The organism is Novosphingobium ovatum (genome assembly GCF_009909235.1).
In the GTDB taxonomy this organism is placed as follows: domain Bacteria; phylum Pseudomonadota; class Alphaproteobacteria; order Sphingomonadales; family Sphingomonadaceae; genus Novosphingobium; species Novosphingobium ovatum.
The window spans coordinates 1-21,588 of record NZ_JAAAPO010000008.1 but is presented as its reverse complement, the minus strand read 5'-3'; the positions used below and the strand labels follow the sequence as shown (position 1 = coordinate 21,588).

Below are 21,588 nucleotides of genomic sequence, written 5' to 3'. Positions count from 1 at the left end.
CTGCATAGGTTGAATAATTGGCCCGCATCCGGCCGCATCGATGTCCGCGCGGGGCTTGCGTTTTTGCGTTTGCCCGTCGCGGATTTCGCTGGATTTGGCGGGGCAATGGCGTTAGAGGCGCGCATCCCTTCGGGCGAGTCGCGGCATTTCGTCGCCTTTGTTCCCGGCGGGTAACCCACATGGACGGCGCATATGCACCGGTGCCCGCAGCGGATTGACCCGCACGGGTTCCAGCCATCCAGAGGACGCCCCGCGAACGGGGCACAACAACCGGAAAGGAATTATCTATGGCGGCTCCCGTCGTCACCATGCAGCAACTGATCGAGGCCGGCGCTCACTTCGGCCACCAGACCCACCGCTGGAACCCGCGCATGAAGCCGTACATCTTCGGCGCGCGCAATGGCGTCCACATTCTGGACCTGTCGCAGACCGTTCCGCTGATGGCGCGTGCTCTGGACTTCATCTCGGCCACGGTGCAGGCCGGTGGCAAGGTGCTGTTCGTCGGTACCAAGCGTCAGGCCCAGGAGCCGATCGCTGAAGCCGCCCGCAGCTGCGGCCAGCACTATGTCAACCACCGCTGGCTGGGTGGCATGCTGACCAACTGGAAGACGATCTCGCAGTCGATCAAAAAGTTCAAGGCTCTGGAAGAGAAGCTGTCGGGTGACACCGCTGGTCTGACCAAGAAGGAAGTCCTGCAGCTGACCCGCGAGCGCGACAAGTTCGAGCTGTCGCTGGGCGGTATCCGTGACATGGGCGGCATCCCCGACGTGATGTTCGTGATCGACGCCAACAAGGAAGAGCTGGCGATCAAGGAAGCCAACGTTCTGGGTATCCCGGTCGTCGCCATTCTGGACTCGAACGTCAGCCCCGAAGGCATCGCGTTCCCGATCCCCGCGAACGATGACGCCAGCCGCGCCATCCGCCTGTATTGCGAGGCCGTTGCGGCCGCCGCGACCAAGGGCAACCGCGAGGCGGTGGTGAACTCGGGTGCGGACTTCGGCGCTCTGGCCGAGCCGATCGCCGAGGACGTGGCTCAGGCCTAATCCTTATTGGCGGCGCTGCGTTCATTCGCGCGCCGTCACAAAAACGCAGCGCGCCGGGTCCATGGGCTCGGCGCGAGGCACATGCAAAATTGGCCCCTTTCAAAAGGAATATCGACATGGCTGCTTTCACCGCCGCCGACGTGAAGAACCTGCGCGAACGCACCGGCGCTGGCATGATGGACTGCCAGAAGGCGCTCAAGGAAACCGATGGCGATTTCGAAGCCGCCGTTGACGCGCTGCGCGCCAAGGGTCTGGCCGCCGCCGCCAAGAAGTCGAGCCGCACCGCCGCTGAAGGTCTGGTGGGCATCGCCGTTTCGGGCACCAAGGGCGTGGCCGTCGAGGTGAACTCGGAAACCGACTTCGTTGCCAAGAACGAGCAGTTCCAGGACTTCGTGCGCAAGACGACCGAAGTGGCGCTGACCACCGGCGCTGCCGACATCGAAGCGCTGAAGGCGGCTGCCTATCCGGACGGCGGCACCGTTGCCGAGAAGCTGACCAACAACGTTGCCACCATCGGCGAGAACCAGCAGGTTCGCCGCCTGAAGCAGGTTGCTGTGTCGCAGGGCGTGGTCGTGTCGTACATGCACAACGCCGCCGCCCCCAACCTGGGCAAGATCGGCGTGCTGGTCGCGCTGGAAGGCGATGCTGCCGCTGACGTGCTGGAGCCGCTGGGCAAGCAGCTGGGCATGCACATCGCTGCCGCGTTCCCGCTGGCGCTGTCGGCCGATGGTCTGGACGCCGAGCTGATCGAGCGTGAGCGCAAGATCGCCGCTGAAAAGGCCGCTGAATCGGGCAAGCCCGAAGCCGTGCAGGCCAAGATGGTCGAGGGCGCCGTGGCCAAGTATGCCAAGGAAAACGCGCTGCTCTCGCAGCTGTTCGTGATGGATGGCAAGACCCCCGTCGCTGACGTGGTGGCCGCTGCTGCCAAGGCTGCTGGTGCTTCGATCAAGCTGGTGGATTATGTCCGCTTCCAGCTGGGCGAGGGCATCGAAAAGGAAGCCTCGGACTTCGCCGCCGAAGTCGCTGCGGCTGCCGGCCTGAAGTAAGGCGCATACCCGCAAGGGTTTGGCCATTACGGCAATGCATGAAAGGCCCGGGGGAAACCTCGGGCCTTTTTGCTGTGCGCCGGGCAAAGGAAAAGCGCGGATGTGTGCCCATCCGCGCTTCCTGTTTATGGATCGGTTTGCGCAGCCTTAGAGCGGCGACACCGGATCCTTGTTCACCGCGTTCTCGATCGCAAAGCCCAGCGTGCCGATTGACGAGAAAGTCGCCACCATTTTCGTAATCGGGCTGTCGATGAAGCTGGTGGTGTGCGTTCCAGCAGTGCCGCCACTATAGACGTAATTGGTCAGTTGATAAGTGGTGCTTACCATGCTGTTCACGGCCTTGGTCAAATTGGGCGACGCTCCCGGTGCTTGGAGGCTGCGGAGACCATCTTCCAGATTGATTCTTGCATTAACGAATTCTTGTTGCGCAGCGTCCTGCGCCTGCTGAAGCGCATTGGCTTTGGCAATTATCGCGTCTGTGTCTGTGCCCTGATAGCCAGCATAAAGCGCGGGGTGGTGTGCAATGGCATCATAGGCATCTTGGGCTGGGCGGAACTTTTGGACTGCCGCATTGTAGGCAGGCAGGTGCTGGTCCAGAACGCCTTGAATGCGCGCGACCTCTTCGGGGGTCAGCGCCTTCTTGTCCGCCTGCGTGATGCTGCGCATGGTCATCGGGCTCGTCGGCAATGCGGCCTACGAACGGGCGCCTTGCACCGTGAGGGCGTCAAAAGGCACGCCCATCGCAGACGCAGCGGCAAGGGGGGGGGACGATGGCAGCGGCGCCCAGCGCCAATTTTACACTACGATTCATCATGTTTCAGATCTCCTGCGCACCGCATGACCATAATGGGAGTGTGGTAATTCATGTTTCTACCTAGTAGGTCAGGTTCATAGTGTGCGGTGCAGCATACGGGCCCGCCGCAAGGCAATTGTGCGAACGCACCCTTGGCATCGCCCACGCCACGGTATAAGGGCGCTTGCACAATACGAGGATATGTCGAGCCCATGGCCAAGCCCCAGTACCGTCGCGTTTTGTTGAAGCTCTCGGGCGAGGTGTTGATGGGTGATCAACAGTTCGGCATCGATCCGGCCTTTGTTGCCGAAATGGCCAAGGAAGTGGCCGCCATCCGCGATTCCGGCGTGGAAGTGTGCATGGTGATCGGCGGCGGCAATATTTTCCGCGGCATGGCGGGCGCGGCCAAGGGGATGGACCGCGCGCAGGCCGATTATATGGGCATGCTGGCGACCGTGATGAACGCGCTGGCGATGCAGAACGCGCTGGAACAGTTGGGCGTGCCCACCCGCGTGCAGTCCGCGATCGAGATGGACAAGGTGTGCGAGCCGGTGATCCGCCGCCGTGCCGAGCGTCATCTGGAAAAGGGTCGCATCGTGATCTTTGCCGCCGGTGTGGGGGCGCCCTATTTTACCACCGATTCGGGCGCCGCGCTGCGCGCCGCCGAGATGAAGTGCGACGCGCTGTTCAAGGGCACCAGCGTCGATGGCGTCTATAATGCCGATCCGAAAAAGGACCCGGCCGCCAAGCGCTATGACACCATCGACTATGACACGGTTCTGGCCGACAATCTCAAGGTAATGGACGCCAGCGCCGTCGCCTTGTGCCGCGACAACAAGATTCCGATCGTTGTGTTCTCGATCCGCGAGCGGGGCAATATGGCCCGCGTTCTGTCGGGTGAGGGGACCAAGACGGTCGTTTGCTGATTTTTACGGAGTAATTGCCATGGCTGCACCCAAGTTCGACAAGGCCGATCTGGAACGCCGTATGAAGGGCGCGGTGGAATCGCTGAAGGGCGATCTGTCGGGTCTGCGCACCGGCCGCGCCAACACCGCGTTGCTGGACCCCATCACGGTTGAGGTTTACGGCAGCCACATGCCGCTCAACGCTTGTGCCACGGTCGCCGCGCCCGAACCGCGCATGCTGACCGTGACCGTCTGGGACAAGAGCACTGTCACTCCGGTGGAAAAGGCGATCCGCTCGGCGGGGCTGGGCCTGAACCCGATCGTTGATGGCCAGACCATCCGTCTGCCGATCCCCGACCTGACCGAGGAGCGCCGCAAGGAACTGGCAAAGCTGGCCAGCAAATATGCCGAAAGCGCCCGCATCGCGATCCGCAATGTGCGCCGTGACGGCATGGAAGCGCTCAAGGCTGACGAGGGCAAGAAGCTGATCTCGGAAGACGATCGCAAGCGCAGCGAGACCGAGGTGCAGAAGCTGACCGACGAGCAGATCAAGGCTGCCGACGAGGCCGCTGCCGCCAAGGAAAAGGAAATCCTGGGCAAGTGACCGCCGCGGCTGCTCCTGCCAGCAAAGGACCCGGTGGCGGTACGTCATCGGGTGTGCGCCATGTGGCCATCATCATGGATGGCAATGGCCGCTGGGCAAAAAAGCGTTTCCTGCCCCGCGCCATGGGGCATAGCCGCGGGGTAGAGGCGGTGCGCCGTCTGGTGCGCGGCGTGCGCGATTATGGCTTGGAGGCGATGACGCTCTATGCCTTCTCCAGCGAGAATTGGCGCCGCCCGCCCGAGGAGGTAAGCGACCTGATGGGCCTGCTCAAGCGGTTCATCGTCAGCGACATCGACGAGATCGCCGCCAATGGTGTGCGTTTGAAGATTGTCGGTGATTACAAGGCGTTGTCGGCGGATATTGTCGAATTGCTGGAAGATGCGATGGCGCGCACAGCCGGCAATTCGGTGATGACGCTGGCGATCGCGCTGAACTATGGCAGCCAGCAGGAAATCGCCCGCGCCGCCGCCGCCGCCGCCGCCAAGGGGCCGATCACGCCCGAGGCGATCGAGGCGGAGCTGGACACCGCCGATCTGCCGCCGCTGGACCTGTTGATCCGCACGAGTGGTGAGGTGCGTTTGTCGAATTTCCTGTTGTGGCAGGCCGCCTATGCCGAAATGTGGTTCACCGATGTGTTGTGGCCCGATTTCACCCCGCAGCATCTGATGGATGCGCTCGACGGCTTTGGCCAGCGGGAGCGCCGTTTCGGTGGCCGCTGACGCGCAGGTGGGTGCGCCGCCCAAAAAGAACGCTGATCTCAAGGCGCGCACGCTCTCGGCCATCGTCATGGTGGCGGTGGCGGGCGGGGCGCTGTGGCTGGGCGGCTATGTCTGGATGGCCTTTGTGCTGCTGGTGTCGGCTGGCGTGTGCTGGGAATGGAGCCGTCTGGCTCAAGCCATCGCGCAAAGCTGGTGGTCGCGGCTGCTCTGGCTAATTTTTGCTGTGGTCTATGTCGGGCTGGCGGCGGAAATGCTGTTGATGCTGCGGGCGTGGAGCATCGCGCCGGTGCTGGGCATCGTGCTGGCGGTGATCGGTACGGATATTGGGGCTTATTTCGCCGGGCGCACCTTTGGCGGGCCCAAGATCGCGCCGCGCATTAGTCCGTCCAAGACGTGGAGCGGGCTGGCAGGTGGCATGTTGGGCTCGGCGGCGATGCTGGCGGTGATGTTCTATGTCACCTATCGGCAGGAAGCAGCGGCGCTGGGCCGGTTCGGCTTTGGCGAGACGCCCGTGTACCATTGGCAGCCCGCCGTATTGTACGGCCCGCTGATCGCCGTCATCGCCCAGATCGGCGATTTTTTTGAAAGCTGGATGAAGCGCCGCGCCGGGGTCAAGGACAGCTCGCGCCTCATTCCGGGGCATGGCGGATTGTTTGACCGGGTTGACGGATTGCTTGCGGTGCTGTTCGTACTGGGGCTGATGGTTTTGGCGGGAAGGGGCCTGTAAGTTCATGCGGAGCATCTCCGTTCTGGGGGCCACCGGCTCGATTGGCGCCTCCACGCTGGATCTGATCCGCCGCAATCGCGGGGCATGGCGGGTTGTGGCCCTGACGGCCAATGGCAATGCGGCGGCGCTGGCGGCGCTCGCCCGTGAATTTGATGCCGAAATCGCCGTTTGCGCCGATCCTGCCGCTCTGCCGGCGCTGCGTGAGGCGTTGGCCGGCACGGCGATCGAGGCTGCCGCCGGGCCGGAGGCTTTGGTTGAGGCGGCCGCGCGTCCCGCCGATCTGGTGATGGCCGCGATTGTCGGCTGTGCGGGCCTTGCGCCCACCATGGCGGCGATCGAGCAGGGCAAGACGGTCGCGCTGGCCAACAAGGAAGCGCTGGTTTCCGCAGGCGAGGTGATGACCGCCGCGGTGGCGCGCCATGGCACCACGCTGTTGCCGGTCGATTCCGAACATAACGCCATCTTCCAATGCCTGCAGGGCGGGCGTGTGGAGGAGGTGCGTTGGGTGACGCTGACCGCCAGTGGTGGCCCGTTCCGCGACTGGACGTTGGAACAGCTGCACACCGCCACTCCGGCGCAGGCGATCAAGCACCCGAACTGGAGCATGGGCGCCAAGATCAGCGTCGATTCGGCCACCATGTTCAACAAGGGGCTGGAGTTCATCGAGGCCTATCACCTGTTCCCGGTGGGGCTGGAGCGGTTGCGGATCATCGTGCATCCCCAATCGATCATCCATTCGATGGTGGAATATCGCGACGGCAGCACGCTGGCCCAGCTGGGCCCCAGCGACATGCGCGTGCCGATCGCCAGCTGTCTGGCCTATCCCGGTCGCATGGAAACGCCGCTGGCCAGCCAGCTGGATCTGGCCGCGATTGGGGAACTAACTTTCCGCGCGCCGGATGAGGAGCGTTTTCCCGCAACCCGTCTGGCCCGTCAGGCGGCGCAGGCGGGGGGATGCATCCCCGCCGTGCTGAACGCCGCGAATGAGGTGGCCGTCGCCGCCTTTCTGGACAACCGCATCGGCTTTACCCGCATCGCCGCGATGGTCGAGGAGGTGCTGGCGCGCTATGCGCCGCCGCCGCCGACCTCGCTGGAGGATGTGTATGCCGTGGATGCCCAAGCCCGCCTGCATGCGCAGGCCTTGATGGAGATGGCCTGACCTTTATGGCGCAACCCTCGATCCTGATGACGCTGCTGGCCTTTGCCTTGTTGCTGGGGCCGCTGGTGCTGGTGCACGAGCTGGGGCATTATTGGGTGGGGCGCTGGTTCGGGGTGCATGCCGATGCGTTCTCGATCGGGTTTGGCCGCGAAATCGCGGGCTGGACCGACCGGCGCGGAACAAGGTGGAAGCTCTCGATCCTGCCGCTGGGTGGGTATGTGCAATTTGCCGGCGACATGAACCCGGCTTCGGTCGGGGCGGACCATTCGCAATTAAGCGCGTGGGAGCGCAGCCGCAGCTTTCATTGCAAGCCGCTGTGGCAACGGTTTCTGATCGTGCTGGCGGGGCCTGCGACCAATCTGTTTGTGGCGGTAGCGATCTTTGCCGCGTTCAACTTTGTCTATGGCCGGATCGAGGCCAGCCCGGTGATCGCCAATTTCGCCACGCCATCGGCGGCCCATGCGGCAGGGTTGCAGGTGGGCGACAAGATCGTGGCGATCAACGGCACGCCGATCAAGGGCTTTGAGGATATCCGCGCCAATGTCCTGCCCTATCCGGGGGAGACGGTGCCGGTGACGGTGTTGCGCGATGGGGCCGAGCGGACCTATCAGGTGGCGATTGCCAGCCGCACGATCCGCGATGAATTCGGCAATGAATCGCGCATCGGCCAGATCGGCATTGCGGCCGGTCAGGTGCAGCGGATCGAGATGGGGGCGGCGGAATCGGTCACCCACGCTTTTGACCAAAGCTTTGGCATCATGGGCACGATGGTCACGGGCATCCGCCAGATCGTCACCGGCAAGCGCTCGGTCGAGGAACTGGGCGGGCCGGTCAAGATTGCCAAATATTCCGGTCAGCGTTTGGCGATGGGGTGGCAGGAATTCGTCTATTTCACGGCGCTTATCTCGATTAATTTGGCATTCATCAACCTGCTGCCAATCCCGGCGCTCGATGGTGGGCACTTGGCCTTTTACGTGGCCGAGGCGGTCCGCCGCAAACCGCTGGACGCGCGCAGTCAGGAATGGGCCTTTCGTACCGGCATGGCGTTTCTGCTGGCGTTGATGGTGTTTGTGACGTTGAACGATATCCTGCCGCGCAACCTGTTCTGAACGGGCGCGGGCAGGGAACGGATAGGCGCAATGGCCTGACTGTGGACGGGCAATGGCATGACGCCTTGATTGGCATCGCCGCTTGGGGCAGAGGGCGAAAGTAGAGTGACGCGGCAAGGCGCGGCCTGATGGGGCAGTTCACGCAGTGCGGGCGTGGGGCAACTCCGGGGGATCAGCGCGGCTTGGGGCGATAATACAGGGGTGGTTTGTCCGTGGGCGCATGCCTACGGGCCACTTAGGATGGGAAACACCGTGTCGAAGATTGGACGGAATATGGCTCACAGCACCGGGGTTGGCCGCATTCGGCCTTTGGGAGTGGCCCTGATGGGGACCTCCATTCTGGCCGGTGTGCCGCAGATCGCCAGCGCCCAGGCGCAGCCCGCGCCCGCGCCTGCCGCGACCGCGCCTGTCCCCGCGGTGGCACCAGCTCCCGTTGTGGTGATCCAGCAGATCAAGATCGAGGGTGCGCAGCGTCTGGAGGCGGATACCGTCCTGTCCTATATCCAGCTGCGCGTCGGCCAGAACTGGACCGAGGCGGGCGCCGACCAGGCGTTGAAGGACCTGTATGCGACCGAGCTGTTCTCGGACGCGCAGATCCGCAACGAGAATGGTCTCGTGACGATCACCATCAAGGAAAACCCGGTGATCAACCGCATCGTTCTTGAGGGCAACAAGCACCTCAAGGAAGACAAGATCAACCCGGAGATCAAGCTGGCGCCGCGCCAGATCTTTACCCGTTCCAAGGTGCGCGCCGATGTTGCCCGCATCATCGAGCTGTACAAGCGTCAGGGCCGCTTTGGCGCCACGGTCGAGCCCAAGATGGTCCGGCTGGACCAGAACCGCGTCGACATCGTGTTTGAAATCCACGAAGGCCCCAAGTCCAAGGTCCGCCAGATCAACATCATCGGTAACGAGCACTTCGGCATGAAGACGCTCTCGACCGTGATGATGACCAAGACCGCGCGGCCGCTGCACTTCTTCCGTGGCAACACCTCGTATGACCCGGACAAGCTGGCCTTTGACCAGCAGAAGCTGCGTCAGTTCTACATGACGCAGGGCTATGCCGATTTCCGCGTTGTGTCGGCGGTGGCCGAACTGACCCCGGACAAGCGTGACTTCATCATCACCTATGTGGTCGAGGAAGGGCAGCGCTACAAGTTCAACGATGTGAGCGTCACCAGCCAGTTGCGCGACTTTGACGGGGCGGTGCTGACCAAGGCGCTGCCGATGAAGAAGGGCCAGTGGTTCAACGCCAAGCAGGTCGAGGACACGATCGACAAGCTGAACGAGACCGTTGGCGCTTTCGGCTATCCCAACGCAGACGTGCGTCCGCAGTACAACCGCGACCCCAAGACGCTGACGATGGGCATCGTCTTCAATCTGGTCGAGGTGCCGCGCGTCTATGTCGAGCGGATCGACGTCAATGGCAACACGCTGACGCAGGACAAGGTCGTGCGCCGCGAATTCCGTTTGGCCGAGGGGGACGCGTTCAACTCGATCCAGGTTAAGCGTTCGACCAACCGCATCAAGAGCCTGGGCTATTTCCAGGAAAAGTTTGACATCAAGCAGGTGAACGGCAGCGCGCGCGACCGCATCGTGCTGGAGGCCAATGTCGAGGAACGTCCGACCGGCGAATTGCAGCTGTCGGCCGGTTACTCCAGCCTTGAAAGCTTCATTTTCCAGGCGTCGGTCAAGCAGAACAACTTCCGCGGGCGTGGCCAGACGGTCGGCCTGTCAGGCTCGATCTCGCGCTATTCCAAGAGCGTGGTGCTCAGCTTTACCGAGCCGTATATGTTCGACAAGGCGGTGTCGATGGGCGTCGACATCTACCGCAAGGACTATAGCAACTACAATTACTACAGCAGCAGCTCGAACACGCTGTATAGTCAGGCGACGACCGGTTTTCAGGTGCGCGTTGGTCTGCCGCTGACGGAATATATGTCGGTAGTAGGGCGCTATACGCTGAACTACGATGACGTTTCGCTGTCCAAGAGTCAGTTCTATTCGACCGATTCCAACGGCAATTACGCGTGTAACTCGCTGCTGGCGGGTCGCTATCTGTGCGACGCCGAAGGTCGCCGCCTGTCCTCGATCGTCGGCGGCTCGTTGATTTATGAGAACGTTGACAGCCGCGTGCGCCCGACCCGTGGCCGGATGGGCTCGATTGGCGTCGATTTCGCGGGGCTTGGCGGTGACGTGTCCTATGCACGCCTGCGCGCCAATGGGTCGCAATATTGGCCGTTGGGTAAGGGCTTCATCTTCTCGGTCTCGGCCGAGGCGGGCGCGATCAAGGCGTTGAGCCGCCGCAACATCGAGGGCGTGGATGACGTCTTCCTGACCGACCGTTTCCAGTTGGGCGAACCGCAGATGCGCGGTTTTGACATCCGGGGCATCGGGCCGCGCGTCGTGCGCAAGCCGTATGTGTCGGACAGCACCGGCACGCTGGTCCCATCGAGCGACAAGAGCCAGTGGACCGAGGACGCGATCGGCGGCCGGTATTACTACATGGCGCATGCCGAAATGGAGATCCCGCTGGGCTCCGGCGCCAAGGAAATGGGCATCCGTCCCTCGGTGTTCCTGGATGTCGGCGCGGTGTGGGGCGTGGCCAAGCCAAAGGTGCAGGACTACACCTCCAGCATCTTTGTCGCCTCGCGCGATGGCAATGGCAACGCGCTGTACACCCAGACCAACAGCGATGGCACGACGACCACGACGACCAACGCCACCAACACCTCGACGGGCGCGGCCAACACGGCCATCGGCAGCTATATCAGCCCGTTCAAGGAATATTACTACGGCGATAGTCCGCGTCCGCGCGTGTCGATCGGCGTGGGTTTCAACTGGAACTCGCCTTTCGGGCCGTTCCGCATCGACCTTGCCCATGCGCTGCTGCATGAGGAGGGCGACGATACCAAGACCTTCACTTTCAACGTGGGAACCCAGTTCTGATGAAAAGCTTCCTGAAGACTTTCGCTATCGTCGCGCTGGCCGCTGGCGTGTCGCACACCGCCATGGCTGCCCCCGCCGCGCCCAAGCCGGCGGCGGCGGCTCCCACTGCGACCGGTGGCGTGAACGGCATCGCCGTTGCCAATTTTGACGCTGTCGTCGTCAACTCGCTGGCGTTCAAGACCGCTCAGGCCCAGCGCGAAGTGACCTACAAGGCGCAGATCGACCAGGCCAAGGCCCGCGAAGCCGCGCTGAACGCCCAGCTCAAGGGCCTGATCGACAAGTTCGTCAAGGACCGTCAGGCTGGCGTCGCCGCGCCGCTGTTGCAGGCGCAGGCCACCCAGATCCAGCAGCTGAAGGAGCAGGGTCAGGCCGAACTGCAGAAGATCATTGAGCCGGTCACCTTGTCGGAAGCCTATGTGATCGAGCAGATTATGGACAAGCGCGACGCTGCCATTCAGGCCGCGATGACCAAGTCCGGCGTGACGCTGCTGCTGGGCCCGGATGCGGTGGTCGCCTCGACCGGCGCGTATAACCTGAACCAGCTGATCCTGAACGAGCTGAACGCGCTGGTACCTTCGGCGCAGTTGGTGCCGCCCGCTGGTTGGGTGCCGCGCGCTGTGCGTGAACAGGGTGGCGCGCCCGCGCCGGCTCCGGCGCCTGCCGCCGGTGGCGAAGCTGGCCGTTAAGTAACTGCGTAACAGGGGATAAGTGATGAGTTCCGACAGTGTGACCACGGCCGCGCCCGTGGCCTATGACATCCGCAAGATCCTGACGGCGCTGCCTCATCGTTATCCCCTGTTGCTGGTTGACCGTGTGGCTTCGCTTGAACTGGGCGAGAAGATCCACGCGGTGAAGGCGGTGACCTTCAACGAGCAGTTCTTTCAGGGCCATTTCCCCGGTCGCCCGATCATGCCGGGCGTGCTGATCATCGAGGCGATGGCGCAAGCCGCCGCGATCCTTGCGATCGAAACGCTGGAACTGGCCGGTTCGGGCAAGCTGGTTTATTTCATGGCGATCGAGGATGCCAAGTTCCGCACGCCGGTCGAACCAGGCTGCCTGCTGGACCTGCATGTGGGTTTTGTGCAAAAGCGCGCCCGCGTCTGCAAGTTCTGGGGCAAGGCGATGCTGGGCGACAAGGTGGCCTGCGAGGTGAACTTCACCGCCATGGTCGCCGACCCGCCCGAGGCCTGATCGCCAGCGCCCGAAAACGGCGCAAAACACTGGACAAAGCGGCGGCGCGCAGCTATGGGCGCCGCTTCCCATTCGGGCCGGTCGGAACCGGCCATTAGCGAAAGTGAAAGCCATGAAGGCCAATCTCCACCCCGACTACCACTTCATCACTGTGCAGATGACTGACGGCACCACCTTCCAGACCCGCTCGACCTGGGGCAAGGAAGGCGATGTGCTGGCGCTGGACATCGATCCCACCAGCCACCCGGCCTGGACCGGCGGTAACGCCCGTCTGATGGATCAGGGCGGCCGCGTTGCGCAGTTCAACAAGCGCTTTGGCGGTCTCAGCCTGAAGAAGGGCTGAGCCTGAGGCTTTCGGGGCGTGGATGGCGGCACCTGCCACCCACGCCTTTCGCCGCCTGAACAGGCAGGGCGAAAAAATCGGTCCCTGTGGAAAAAATTCTCTTTTCTTCCGGGCCAATCTGGTGCAAAGGCGCGCCTCCAACGGCGGGCCGCTTCTTCCAGAACGGTCAGAGCCGGATGGAAACGCAGCCCCATGTGGCTTGTGGCGACTGTAGCTCAGTTGGTTAGAGCGCCGGTTTGTGGTACCGGAGGTCGAGGGTTCGAACCCCTTCAGTCGCCCCATTATTTTCAAGGGCTTAGCGCTGAAAAGAACGGCGCTCGTCGGTTCAAGTGAACCTGACCCGCCCGTCAAACCTCAAACTCGACCCGTTTCGTGCCCTGATGTGGAGCGCCGCTACCGGCCTACCACGACAGGCTTTGTGATGCTGTGCGCAGGTAGTCGGGGTGATAGCGGGCGTACACGCGGGTTGTCACGTTGATGTCGCGGTGTCCAAGGAAGGACGCGATCTCGGGCATCGGTACCCTGTCCTCTGCCATCCACACCGCTGCGCTGTGCCGGAACATGTGCGGGTGCACCTTCAAGCCGCTACGCCTTGCTGCCGCGCCGATACCCTTCTTGATGTCGGCAAGGGGTTCACCCTTATGCTCGATGATGTAGCCGGTGGTGGCGACCTTATGCGCATCGCGCAGGGCAGGCAGGATCAACTCGTTGAGCGGCACGGTCGCACGGTACTTGCTGTTCTGTCTGCGCCCCTCGGGGTTCAGCGAGAACAGCGCCCGCTCGAAGTCCACCTGCGTCCATTTAGCCTCAAGGATCGCTGACTTGCGGCCACCAGTGGTCACAGCCAGCATGGCGAACAGTCGGACATGCGGGGTTGCGCAGCCAGCAAGGAAGGCGCGGAACTGTGCCTTTGTTAGATGCTCCACCTTGCTTTCGGGCATCGGGGGGAGGGTAACCTTGGGGGCGGAGGGTGTCAGCTTCTGACCCGCAGCCCAGTTCAGCGCCGTTCGTACCAGTGATAGCTCCTGCCTAACGGTATTGGCCGAGCGCTGCCGCCACGCAGGGTAAGCAAGGCTGCTGCTCTCGTCGATCGCGTCTATGGCCATGTTCGCCCAGTACGTTTGGGCTGCTTGCCAAGCCTCCGCCTTGCGCTTGCGGTCTGGTACCGGGCGCGGTGCGTCGTCCGTGCCGAGATAAGCGTTGACCACCGCGCCGACCGTGTTGAGGTCCAGCGCGGGGCGCAGGGTGCACCATGCTTGTCTGGCTTTGGCCTCGGCGGTCAAACGGTCGGTGGTCCCCAGTGAGATACGCTGGCGCTTACGCTCGTTCCACCAGATGATGCAGTAGGACCAATAATCGGTCCCGTCGGCGCGCTTCCGGGTGAGCTTTCCTATCGAGTATGGTTCGGGCATTGTTGCTCCTCACAGTTGTCAGTGTGCGACGGGCTGGTGAGGGCTGGCCTCACACACGCACGTGCACGCGTATAGGATCACCGGGCGGCGGGAGCTGTCGAGAGGGATTTCTTTGCCGCGTACCGCTTCTTAGGCGACCCTGAGGGGGGATGCATGACGGTGGCAGTGGGTGTTTGCTGCGGCGCAGGAAAAGGTTGAATTTATGCCGTTGAGTGCGGCTGGCCACCGCTGGGCGCTGTCAGCACCACCCCGCCCATTGCAGCGCGGCGCGCAGGTCTGGCATCTGCTGGGCGGCTTTCCAGACGGCTGGGGCGGACATCGCTTTGGCGAGGTCAGGCGTGCTGGAGCCATCCGGGAAGCGCACCTCCAGACGCCCTGTGGGCCAGTATGTGGCGATGGTGGAGCCAAAGGTGCGGGTGATGCCTTGGCCCTCTCGTTCGGCCTTCTGGCGGCGTAACAGGTCAAGGTGGCTGGCCCAGTTGCGGGCGACGATGGGGGCGATCCCGGCCTTCATGCGGGCGAAGTTGGCTTGGCTCCGGCGCAGGTGGCAGGCGTAGCAGGATCGGTCACGGGTGCGGCGGCGCACGCCTTCACAGGTCGGGCAGGGACGGTCGAAATCGAGGTAGGATGGCGTACCTGCCATGAAGGCGGCGAAGCGGTCTGCGTTGCTGACGCGGCGGCGCAGGGCTTCCTGATAGGCTTGGTCTGCCTTGCATAGAAGGCGCTGGCGGCGGTCCAGCTTGTCGGCGCGTGGCTGGCGCTGATGGAGCTGAAAGCGGGGGTCAGATTGTGGGCCATGAGGCCGGGCGGCTGGCGGTGTCACAGGTTCCTTTCGGGCAAAATTCGCCCCATGTCCCCGGCTGGCGGATGGACACGGGCGGGGCGGCGCAACTCGCGCCCTTCCCCTAATAGGTAGCGAAATGGAAAGGACTTGCTTTGTAGGCCGGTGGCATGACTGATGGCCCCGTTCGGAACCAATCGACATTCAGCAAGCCACTGATGAGTAAAGAGAAGGTTGGCCGCCCAACCCTTACCGCCAAGGAGTTGGAGAACTCGTTCCCTCTGATCCCTCAGCGGCGCTTCGGTACCCGTGAAGGTAAGGCGCTGGTGGCCGAGATCGTCAAGGCACTTCGTCATGGCGAAGTGCGTGAGCGTGCACGCAAGGCTGCTGACGAAACCCGCTATCACGATACGGTCGAGGCGCTGATCGCCAACCTTGCCGCTGCTTACCTGAATACATACGACCCTGAGCGGTTGGTCGGGGTAGGCTTCAACAATTCGGCCTATGCAGGCACGGGGATGCAGGTCGAGACAATGCGCGCGCTGCGCGACTACCTCAACCGTGAAGGGCTGATTGAGCTATGGGACGGCTATCATCGGCGGGAAGATGAAAGGGGTGGTGCCTATGGCAGGAACACCCGCATCCGGAGCAGCGCTAAGCTTCAGCATTGGTTTGACGCGGCGGGCATTACCTGTCGGTCCTTCGCCCTGCCAGATAGCGCCATCATCCGCATGAAGGAGGCGCCAGGCGATCTGCCTGCGGTGCCCGATGATGTAGAGGCCAGCCGCGCCCTGCTGATTGCGATCAACCGGAGGCTGGCCAATACTGACATGTTGATCTTGGACGGCGGGCACGACCTACAGGTTGATGACCGGGCTGACGAAGAGGAGGCCGCGACGCTCAATGCGTTCAAGGGGGATCGCTCTGCCTGTCAGCTTTACCGCTCGTTCAAGGGCGGCTGGGGGCTTGGTGGGCGCATCTACGGCGGCTGGTGGATGAGCGAGAGCAAAGAGGCCCGTAGCCGCATCCACCTTGACGGAGAGGAGACGGTCGAACTGGACTATGCCTCGCTGCATCCGCGACTGCTGTTCAACCGGGCCGGGTACGCGCTGGAGGTTGATCCTTACATGGTCCCCGGCCTCGACTTTCCCGGTGCCCGCGACCTCGGCAAGCGGACCTTTAACCGCTTGCTCAACCGCAAGCAGGATGACCCAGAGAAGCGCCTCAAGCTGCGGGCTGGGGGCAAGAAAGACAAGAAGGGTAAAGTGCGCGACAATCAAGTCCTGCCCAAGGGCTTGTCCTTCCAAGCCTATCTGGACCGGCTGCTGGGCCATCTCCATCAATTCCAAGAGCACTTCGGCACGGGCGCCGGGATGACGCTACAGCGCCTCGACAGTGACATAGCGCTGGGGGTCTTGACCCGGATGGAGGCCCATGGCGTCCCGGTTCTGCCTGTTCATGACAGCTTCATTGTCCCCTTGTCGGCCAGAGTGGAACTGGCGGAGGCTATGCGGGACAGCTACAGGGACTTGGTTGGCTTTGATCCCGTCATTTCGGGTTGATTTGAGGGGGGCGTTCTCCCCCGGTAAACCCCTAGTCCATGACTAAGGGCCATAAGGAATTGGCGCATACACGCGCTGCCGCCTGCCTGCCTGTCGTTGCTTGCTAGAAGCCCACAGGAGGCCCGCACAGTGCGGCTGGCGGGTCGCCTAGGCGCCCCTCGCTCTGCCCTGCAGGCCGCCTCCAGCGGGTCTGCGCGGTACCGCTTCACATTGGCGGGAGAGATGCCGAACCGCTTGGCGGTGTCCACAGGGTAAGATCCTGTGGGGCTATCTTGTTGAGGGGGCTGCCTTGCGGCTGGCCTATGCGGCAGGTTTGAGGTGTCCCGCTGAGGTGGCCAGCCGCTACCCTATCGGGGTGCTACGCCCCAGCGAGAAGGGCGGGACAGGTAACGGGGGAATACGCGCTCGCCCAGTTGTAGGGGTGCCGGTGCTTGACTGTATAGCGTTATCAGGTCACGCTTTTCTCTTGTGGTACAAGAGGGTGGGTGTCTTTGAGAGGCATCTGACAGGGGGCAAATGTGTCAGACGAACGGAGCATACAGCGCGTAACTAGACCCGCTGTACTGGCCGCGATGGCGGAGTTTGACGCTCTGGGGCGTGATGCGTTTCTCGACAAGTATGGCTTTGGCCCGGCCAAGAAGTACACCCTATGGTATGAGGGCCGCCCCTATGACAGCAAGGCCATTGTTGGCGCTGCCTTTGGTTACCTACCCGGGAAGCCCAAACCCCTAACCTCAGGAGAGTTCACCGGCGGGACAGCAACGGTTGTGTCATTGCTCGAACGGCTCGGCTTTGGTTTCGCGGACCAGCCTAGCAAGAAGGCGCAGGCCAACCCGCCTTGGACCCGAGAGCAGGCACTCTTGGTGCTGGACCTGTATCATCGCCATGGCGGGCGTGACCCGGGCGCGGACCACCCGGATGTGGTAGAGATGTCTGCGCTGCTCCGGCAATTGGCCTCGGATGCCGGGACAGAGACCTTCCGCAACCCCAACGGGGTAAAGATGAAGATGATGAATTTCCGCAGCCTTGACCCGGCATGGACCAGTAAGGGCGGCGCAGGGCTTAAGGGCGCAAGCAAGCTGGACCGTGCGCTGTGGGACGAGTTCTACGGTAAGCGCCAAGATTTGGCGGTGGCTGTTGAGGCGATCCGCCAAAGCGCACTTGCGACGATGTCCGGGGACGAATTGGACGAGGTGCTGGGCTATAAGGCGAAGGAAGGTAAGGTCAGCTATCGTTACCACCGTACCCTTGAGCGCGACCCGAAGGTTGTCGCTCTGCGCAAGGCCAGCGCGCTGAAACAGCATGGCACGCTGGCTTGTGAAGCCTGTGGCTTTGACTTTCAGGCGATCTATGGGGAGCGCGGTACGGGGTACATCGAAGCCCATCACACGAACCCGGTTCATGCCATGGTCGAAGGCGACGAGACGACGGTGGATGACTTGGCGTTGCTGTGCTCCAACTGCCATCGCATGGTGCATACTGCCAAACCTTGGCTGACGCTGGAGCAGCTAAGGGAGCTTGTCGCGTCCAACCCGGCAGGCTGAAGCGGCCCAGCGTTAGCGGCTATTGGCCTGGAACTGGCTCGCAGGCCACTCCGTCGCCGTCTCGGTCCAAGGGTGGGCGATAGCCCGGCTGGCCGCTGTAGATGGGGGCCGCACCCGCAGCCCGCGCCGAGGAGCAGGACGGCCAAAAGACAACATCGTCTGACGTTTCCCCGGCGGTGGCCGCATAGGTGGTGTCTTCGGGTGTATGCAGTCCCATGGGGCCATACTTGGCGCTGAGCGCGTCGTCGGTGGCAGCAAGGGGTTGGGCGGCGCTGCGCTTGTGGTCGCCCTGAGCGCGCGTCTGAGGGGGCGCAATGGGCAGAGCAAGGCTCAACGTGCCGACCGCTAGGCCGATGCCAGCCGCCGCAATCAAGGTCTTCCCTGTACGCCCCTTGCGCGCCTGCGGTGGCCGGGTGGCGGAATGCACCAATTGGAGGCGGGGTGCCTGATTGCGGCTGGCTGTGGGGTCTTGCTCGCTGGACATACCGCGACATTAGGCCCCGTGGGGTAAACGCTGCGTAAGTGACAAGGTATCAACGCCATAGGCTGTAACGCAGGTAGGCTTTGTGCCGCCCCTCCACCCGGGTGTTACCCGCTAGCGGGCGGGGTAGGGGCGGTATGGGGGGATACGCACGTGCCTAGTCGCAAGGGTCGCCCCGCGTGACGGTATGGCGATTTCAGGTCGCTATTCCTTGGCTTTGTACGCTACCTTCAATGCGGCGATGTCTGAGGGGTCTGTTAGCTTATGGGCCATACGATGGCAGTTGGCACATAGCACAGCGAAGTCTTTCACCGGGTCAAGATGCCTACCGACATCGGATAGTTGAGCGAGCGGGACAAGGTGGTGGGCCTCAATGTACCCCGCTCCTAACGCCCCATAGGTCTCCCGGAAATCAAGCTGGCAGACCTCGCAACGGCAGCCCTTGCGTTGCTTTACGGCCTTTGCCAGTCTGCTGTTGCGTTCGACACGTAAGTGGGTTCGGCGGGCTTCGCTGCCCCCCTCAAAGAACAACTCCGTGTCAGATTCGGCCCCATCGTCCCCGGTGCCTGTGGCAATGAGAGATTCGTATAGCGCAACCATGCGGATTAGGTCCGCGACCAAGCGCTCTTCGCTGGGTAGTGCGTTGGCAGGGTAGTACGCCGAACAAATGTTTCCAGCTTCATAGTATGCCGTGGGATTTGCACTCCGCGCGGGGGCCAGGTTGATTTCCGTCACGGTGAACGGTGCAATCGAACTGCCCAGCATGTCGCGGTAGTTAAGCGCTCTAGTCCTGAGGGCGCTCTTCGGGTTGACGCGGTAGAGCTCGCGAACTTCTGTCATCCCTTGATTAAGGCTGAGGTACACCCCGCTCATGTCCTCGGCGAATAGGTAGACCGGATAGAACTTACGCTGCGGGGTTTCCGTGATAAGGCGGTTAAGAATTGCTACCCACGGTCCCTTAGCCCAGTTGCCGACGCCTGCGCTTCCTTCAACCTTTAGCAGTGCCTCGTGGGTTGGTAGATAGGCGCTAATCGCTTGGGGAAGATCGTTGCGGAGTAGTGCTGCCAGGGGGTGGCCCCCGAATGTAGATTGTAAGGCCGCTCGATACCCAGACAACACCGCAGTCAGTCCGTCCCTAATCCTCAATGACCTTCTCCGTTTTGGTGCACGCGCAACTTGGTTCAGTCGTGCTCTCTCGCAATAAGCTTGCGTCGTATATCATTGCTAGCCCTGATCCAACCACCCCGATCAGTGTGCTGCCATTGCGCTCTTGTCGGCTGGGCTTGGGCCGTGTGGTCACTTGTACCAGCTTGACGTGTCCGGTCTGACTGCGGCTGGCGTGGTGATTGTGCTCGGGGCACGTGACCGAACTGTATGTCAGAGGGACAAGCACCGCCTAAGCTGGAAAAGAACCGGCGCTCCTAGGTTCACTTGAACTGGGTATACCGTGCAACAGGCACGTTCCCTGCGAATTGGAGCGCCGGTTTGGAGGGCCAAACCCCCGGAAATGCGGCATGTGCGAGGTACACCCTCGCTTTGTGGTACCGGAGGTCGAGGGTTCGAACCCCTTCAGTCGCCCCATTTTCCTCACATCATCGTTGATATGCGGGCGCGGACGGGCGGACGCGTCGGTCGCTATCGGCGTAATAGGCGCTGAGGCTGCTCTGTGGGGCAGATATGACAAGGGAGGACGCGCCGGGTTTGGCGGTCCTCCCTTGTGTCGTTTGCGGGCTGTATCAGGCGCTGCGGCTGAATTCTGCGTCCTCGGCGTCCTCGCCACCGTTGATCAGATCCAGAGCGAAGCCGCGCACACGTTCCTGTTGATGCGCCACCGAATTGGCCTTTGGCTTGCGGGTGCGGGCGACGGCAAAGCTGCGCGGACTGCGGGCAGGGGCGGTACGTGCTACCGGGGCGCCGCTGGCGTTGGCGTCGACGCGGAAGAACGCGACCGCGCTTTGCAGCGTGTCTGCCTGCGAGGACAGTTCTTCGGAGGTCGATGAAATTTCCACCGAGGCGCCAGCGTTCTGTTGCGTGACCTTGTCCAGTTGCTGGATCGCCTGATTGATCTGCCCCGCGCCGATGTCCTGTTCGCGACATGCGGCGCTGATTTCCGATACCAGTTCGGCGGTGCGGCGGATGTCAGGCACCAGGCTCGAGAGCATGTCGCCAGCCTGTTCGGCGGCCTTTACCGTGTCGGAAGACACGGCGACGATCTCGGCGGCGGCGGTCTGACTGCGTTCGGCCAGCTTGCGTACTTCGCTGGCCACCACGGCAAAGCCCTTGCCGTGCTCGCCGGCGCGGGCTGCCTCGACGGCGGCATTCAGTGCCAACAGGTCGGTTTGGCGGGCGATTTCCTGCACGATGCCGATCTTGGCGGCGATGGTGCCCATCGCGGCCACCGCCTTGTTCACGGCATCACCGGACATTTCGGCGTTCTTGGCCGACTGGCGGGCGATCTTTTCGGTCTGGGCGGCATTGTCGGCGTTCTGCTTGATGTTCGCTGCCATCTGCTCCATCGAGGCGCTGGCCTCTTCGGTGCTGGCGGCCTGTTCATTGGCGCCTTGCGACAGTTGTTCCGAACTCGACGCCATCTGGCTGCTGCCTGCCGCGACTTGATCGGCGGCCTGCCCCACATCCTTGGCAAAACTGCGCAGATTGTCGATCAGGCGGTTGACCGCATCCTTCATCCGCTGATGGTCGCCATGACAGGTGATTTCCACCCTTTCGGTCAGATTGCCGGTGCTTGCCAAATCCAGCACCCGGTTGCCCTCGGCGATGGGCAGCAGGATCGCGTCCAGCATGCCGTTGATGCCGGAAATCAACTCGCTGAAATCGCCGACAAAACGTTCTGAGTCGCCGCGTACGCTCAACTGCCCTTCGGTCGATGCGCTGATGAGGCGGCTGATCTCGCCGGTGATCCCGCGCAGATTGGCGCGCAGTGTTTCGATGGTGTCGTTGATGAAGGCCTTTTTGCCGGGGAACTGTTCCAGCGGGGCGTCGAAATCGCCTTCGCCGAACGCCTTGACGCAGGCCATGGCCTTTTTCTTCACCGCGATATGGCCGGCGACCATGCCATTGATGCCCTGCGCCACAGTGGCAAAATCGCCCTTGAACTTGTCGGCGCGGACGGCAACGTCAATGTCGCCCTTGTCGTGCTCGGCCGACATATAGTTCAATTCGCTGATCAACCCGCGCAGATTGGCGCGCAGTGTTTCGATGG

The 21,588-nt window shown here is 62.6% G+C and carries 20 protein-coding genes and 1 tRNA gene; 15 read left to right on the top strand and 6 right to left on the bottom strand.

All coding sequences use genetic code 11. From position 1 onward, the window contains the following. Positions 1–287: 287 nt before the first annotated feature. Together rpsB and tsf are read left to right on the top strand one after the other, a co-directional pair. The gene (gene rpsB, locus GTZ99_RS15845) at positions 288–1,043 is read left to right on the top strand and encodes a 30S ribosomal protein S2 (RefSeq protein WP_161720650.1); all 756 of its coding nucleotides are present in this window, start codon (positions 288–290) and stop codon (positions 1,041–1,043) included. 116 nt (positions 1,044–1,159) lie between these two features. Continuing rightward, entirely contained in the window at positions 1,160–2,089 is a 930-nt protein-coding gene (gene tsf, locus GTZ99_RS15840; RefSeq protein ID WP_161720648.1) for a translation elongation factor Ts, read from the top strand. A 147-nt stretch (positions 2,090–2,236) separates the two neighbouring features. Here tsf and GTZ99_RS15835 read toward each other — a convergent pair whose 3' ends face one another. Beyond that, positions 2,237–2,761, bottom strand: a complete 525-nt coding sequence (locus GTZ99_RS15835; RefSeq protein WP_161720646.1) for a hypothetical protein — start codon at positions 2,759–2,761, stop codon at positions 2,237–2,239. 333 nt (positions 2,762–3,094) lie between these two features. Here GTZ99_RS15835 and pyrH point away from each other — a divergent pair, with 333 nt between their 5' ends. The 11 genes from pyrH to GTZ99_RS15780 all read left to right on the top strand — a co-directional run bounded on the left by pyrH (position 3,095) and on the right by GTZ99_RS15780 (position 12,869). Then, positions 3,095–3,808, top strand: a complete 714-nt coding sequence (gene pyrH, locus GTZ99_RS15830; RefSeq protein WP_161720644.1) for a UMP kinase — start codon at positions 3,095–3,097, stop codon at positions 3,806–3,808. Between the two features lie 19 nt (positions 3,809–3,827). Next, positions 3,828–4,391: a ribosome recycling factor gene (frr, locus tag GTZ99_RS15825; protein WP_161720642.1), complete on the top strand. Its 564-nt coding sequence runs from the start codon at positions 3,828–3,830 to the stop codon at positions 4,389–4,391. A gap of 74 nt (positions 4,392–4,465) precedes the next feature. Beyond that, positions 4,466–5,110, top strand: a complete 645-nt coding sequence (gene uppS, locus GTZ99_RS15820) for a polyprenyl diphosphate synthase (protein ID WP_161720822.1) — start codon at positions 4,466–4,468, stop codon at positions 5,108–5,110. Then, positions 5,061–5,837, top strand: coding sequence for a phosphatidate cytidylyltransferase (locus GTZ99_RS15815; protein ID WP_201742580.1), 777 nt, complete (start codon positions 5,061–5,063; stop codon positions 5,835–5,837). Before uppS ends, GTZ99_RS15815 begins: the two co-directional genes overlap by 50 nt. Positions 5,838–5,841: 4 nt before the next feature. Next, positions 5,842–6,996, top strand: a complete 1,155-nt coding sequence (locus GTZ99_RS15810; protein ID WP_161720640.1) for a 1-deoxy-D-xylulose-5-phosphate reductoisomerase — start codon at positions 5,842–5,844, stop codon at positions 6,994–6,996. A gap of 5 nt (positions 6,997–7,001) precedes the next feature. Further along, positions 7,002–8,105, top strand: coding sequence for an RIP metalloprotease RseP (gene rseP / locus GTZ99_RS15805; protein WP_227711430.1), 1,104 nt, complete (start codon positions 7,002–7,004; stop codon positions 8,103–8,105). A 324-nt stretch (positions 8,106–8,429) separates the two neighbouring features. Then, positions 8,430–11,054: an outer membrane protein assembly factor BamA gene (bamA, locus tag GTZ99_RS15800; protein WP_227711429.1), complete on the top strand. Its 2,625-nt coding sequence runs from the start codon at positions 8,430–8,432 to the stop codon at positions 11,052–11,054. Next, complete coding sequence (locus GTZ99_RS15795; protein WP_161720636.1) at positions 11,054–11,740, top strand: OmpH family outer membrane protein; 687 nt, start codon at positions 11,054–11,056, stop codon at positions 11,738–11,740. Before bamA ends, GTZ99_RS15795 begins: the two co-directional genes overlap by 1 nt. Positions 11,741–11,765: 25 nt before the next feature. Then, positions 11,766–12,245, top strand: a complete 480-nt coding sequence (gene fabZ / locus GTZ99_RS15790) for a 3-hydroxyacyl-ACP dehydratase FabZ (RefSeq protein WP_161720634.1) — start codon at positions 11,766–11,768, stop codon at positions 12,243–12,245. A 112-nt stretch (positions 12,246–12,357) separates the two neighbouring features. Then, the gene (gene rpmE / locus GTZ99_RS15785; protein WP_161720632.1) at positions 12,358–12,588 is read left to right on the top strand and encodes a 50S ribosomal protein L31; all 231 of its coding nucleotides are present in this window, start codon (positions 12,358–12,360) and stop codon (positions 12,586–12,588) included. 204 nt (positions 12,589–12,792) lie between these two features. Then, a tRNA-His gene (locus tag GTZ99_RS15780) sits at positions 12,793–12,869 on the top strand. 120 nt (positions 12,870–12,989) lie between these two features. On the opposite strand, the gene GTZ99_RS15775 is transcribed toward GTZ99_RS15780, so the two are convergent. Together GTZ99_RS15775 and GTZ99_RS15770 are read right to left on the bottom strand one after the other, a co-directional pair. After that, complete coding sequence (locus GTZ99_RS15775; RefSeq protein ID WP_161720630.1) at positions 12,990–14,000, bottom strand: tyrosine-type recombinase/integrase; 1,011 nt, start codon at positions 13,998–14,000, stop codon at positions 12,990–12,992. Positions 14,001–14,238: 238 nt separating this feature from the next. Then, a complete protein-coding gene (locus GTZ99_RS15770) occupies positions 14,239–14,643 on the bottom strand; it encodes a hypothetical protein (RefSeq protein ID WP_161720628.1) in 405 nt (134 codons plus the stop codon). Between the two features lie 308 nt (positions 14,644–14,951). Here GTZ99_RS15770 and GTZ99_RS15765 point away from each other — a divergent pair, with 308 nt between their 5' ends. Both GTZ99_RS15765 and GTZ99_RS15760 read left to right on the top strand, forming a co-directional pair. Then, the gene (locus GTZ99_RS15765) at positions 14,952–16,343 is read left to right on the top strand and encodes a hypothetical protein (protein WP_227711428.1); all 1,392 of its coding nucleotides are present in this window, start codon (positions 14,952–14,954) and stop codon (positions 16,341–16,343) included. A gap of 572 nt (positions 16,344–16,915) precedes the next feature. Continuing rightward, positions 16,916–17,887 (top strand): HNH endonuclease, encoded by a 972-nt coding sequence (locus GTZ99_RS15760; protein WP_161720624.1) that lies wholly within the window; start codon positions 16,916–16,918, stop codon positions 17,885–17,887. Between the two features lie 19 nt (positions 17,888–17,906). Here GTZ99_RS15760 and GTZ99_RS16935 read toward each other — a convergent pair whose 3' ends face one another. The 3 genes from GTZ99_RS16935 to GTZ99_RS15745 all read right to left on the bottom strand — a co-directional run. After that, positions 17,907–18,104, bottom strand: a complete 198-nt coding sequence (locus GTZ99_RS16935) for an excalibur calcium-binding domain-containing protein (protein ID WP_227711427.1) — start codon at positions 18,102–18,104, stop codon at positions 17,907–17,909. A 468-nt stretch (positions 18,105–18,572) separates the two neighbouring features. Further along, positions 18,573–19,514: an MrcB family domain-containing protein gene (locus GTZ99_RS15750; protein WP_161720620.1), complete on the bottom strand. Its 942-nt coding sequence runs from the start codon at positions 19,512–19,514 to the stop codon at positions 18,573–18,575. Between the two features lie 590 nt (positions 19,515–20,104). Continuing rightward, on the bottom strand, positions 20,105–21,588 hold a 1,484-nt coding region (locus GTZ99_RS15745; protein ID WP_161720618.1), incomplete at its 5' end, for a methyl-accepting chemotaxis protein.

Excerpts from the sequence above, each read along its gene's own strand:
- GTZ99_RS15770 (WP_161720628.1), bottom strand. The coding sequence starts at position 14,643 with ATGGCAGGTACGCCATCCTACCTCGATTTCGACCGTCCCTGCCCGACC.
- GTZ99_RS15765 (WP_227711428.1), top strand. The coding sequence starts at position 14,952 with ATGACTGATGGCCCCGTTCGGAACCAATCGACATTCAGCAAGCCACTG.
- rseP (WP_227711430.1), top strand. The coding sequence starts at position 7,002 with ATGGCGCAACCCTCGATCCTGATGACGCTGCTGGCCTTTGCCTTGTTG.
- GTZ99_RS15760 (WP_161720624.1), top strand. The coding sequence starts at position 16,916 with ATGGCGGAGTTTGACGCTCTGGGGCGTGATGCGTTTCTCGACAAGTAT.
- GTZ99_RS15810 (WP_161720640.1), top strand. The coding sequence starts at position 5,842 with ATGCGGAGCATCTCCGTTCTGGGGGCCACCGGCTCGATTGGCGCCTCC.
- GTZ99_RS15795 (WP_161720636.1), top strand. The coding sequence starts at position 11,054 with ATGAAAAGCTTCCTGAAGACTTTCGCTATCGTCGCGCTGGCCGCTGGC.
- tsf (WP_161720648.1), top strand. The coding sequence starts at position 1,160 with ATGGCTGCTTTCACCGCCGCCGACGTGAAGAACCTGCGCGAACGCACC.
- rpsB (WP_161720650.1), top strand. The coding sequence starts at position 288 with ATGGCGGCTCCCGTCGTCACCATGCAGCAACTGATCGAGGCCGGCGCT.
- fabZ (WP_161720634.1), top strand. The coding sequence starts at position 11,766 with ATGAGTTCCGACAGTGTGACCACGGCCGCGCCCGTGGCCTATGACATC.
- rpmE (WP_161720632.1), top strand. The coding sequence starts at position 12,358 with ATGAAGGCCAATCTCCACCCCGACTACCACTTCATCACTGTGCAGATG.
- bamA (WP_227711429.1), top strand. The coding sequence starts at position 8,430 with ATGGGGACCTCCATTCTGGCCGGTGTGCCGCAGATCGCCAGCGCCCAG.
- uppS (WP_161720822.1), top strand. The coding sequence starts at position 4,466 with ATGGATGGCAATGGCCGCTGGGCAAAAAAGCGTTTCCTGCCCCGCGCC.
- frr (WP_161720642.1), top strand. The coding sequence starts at position 3,828 with ATGGCTGCACCCAAGTTCGACAAGGCCGATCTGGAACGCCGTATGAAG.
- GTZ99_RS16935 (WP_227711427.1), bottom strand. The coding sequence starts at position 18,104 with ATGGGACTGCATACACCCGAAGACACCACCTATGCGGCCACCGCCGGG.
- GTZ99_RS15775 (WP_161720630.1), bottom strand. The coding sequence starts at position 14,000 with ATGCCCGAACCATACTCGATAGGAAAGCTCACCCGGAAGCGCGCCGAC.
- pyrH (WP_161720644.1), top strand. The coding sequence starts at position 3,095 with ATGGCCAAGCCCCAGTACCGTCGCGTTTTGTTGAAGCTCTCGGGCGAG.
- GTZ99_RS15835 (WP_161720646.1), bottom strand. The coding sequence starts at position 2,761 with ATGACCATGCGCAGCATCACGCAGGCGGACAAGAAGGCGCTGACCCCC.
- GTZ99_RS15815 (WP_201742580.1), top strand. The coding sequence starts at position 5,061 with ATGCGCTCGACGGCTTTGGCCAGCGGGAGCGCCGTTTCGGTGGCCGCT.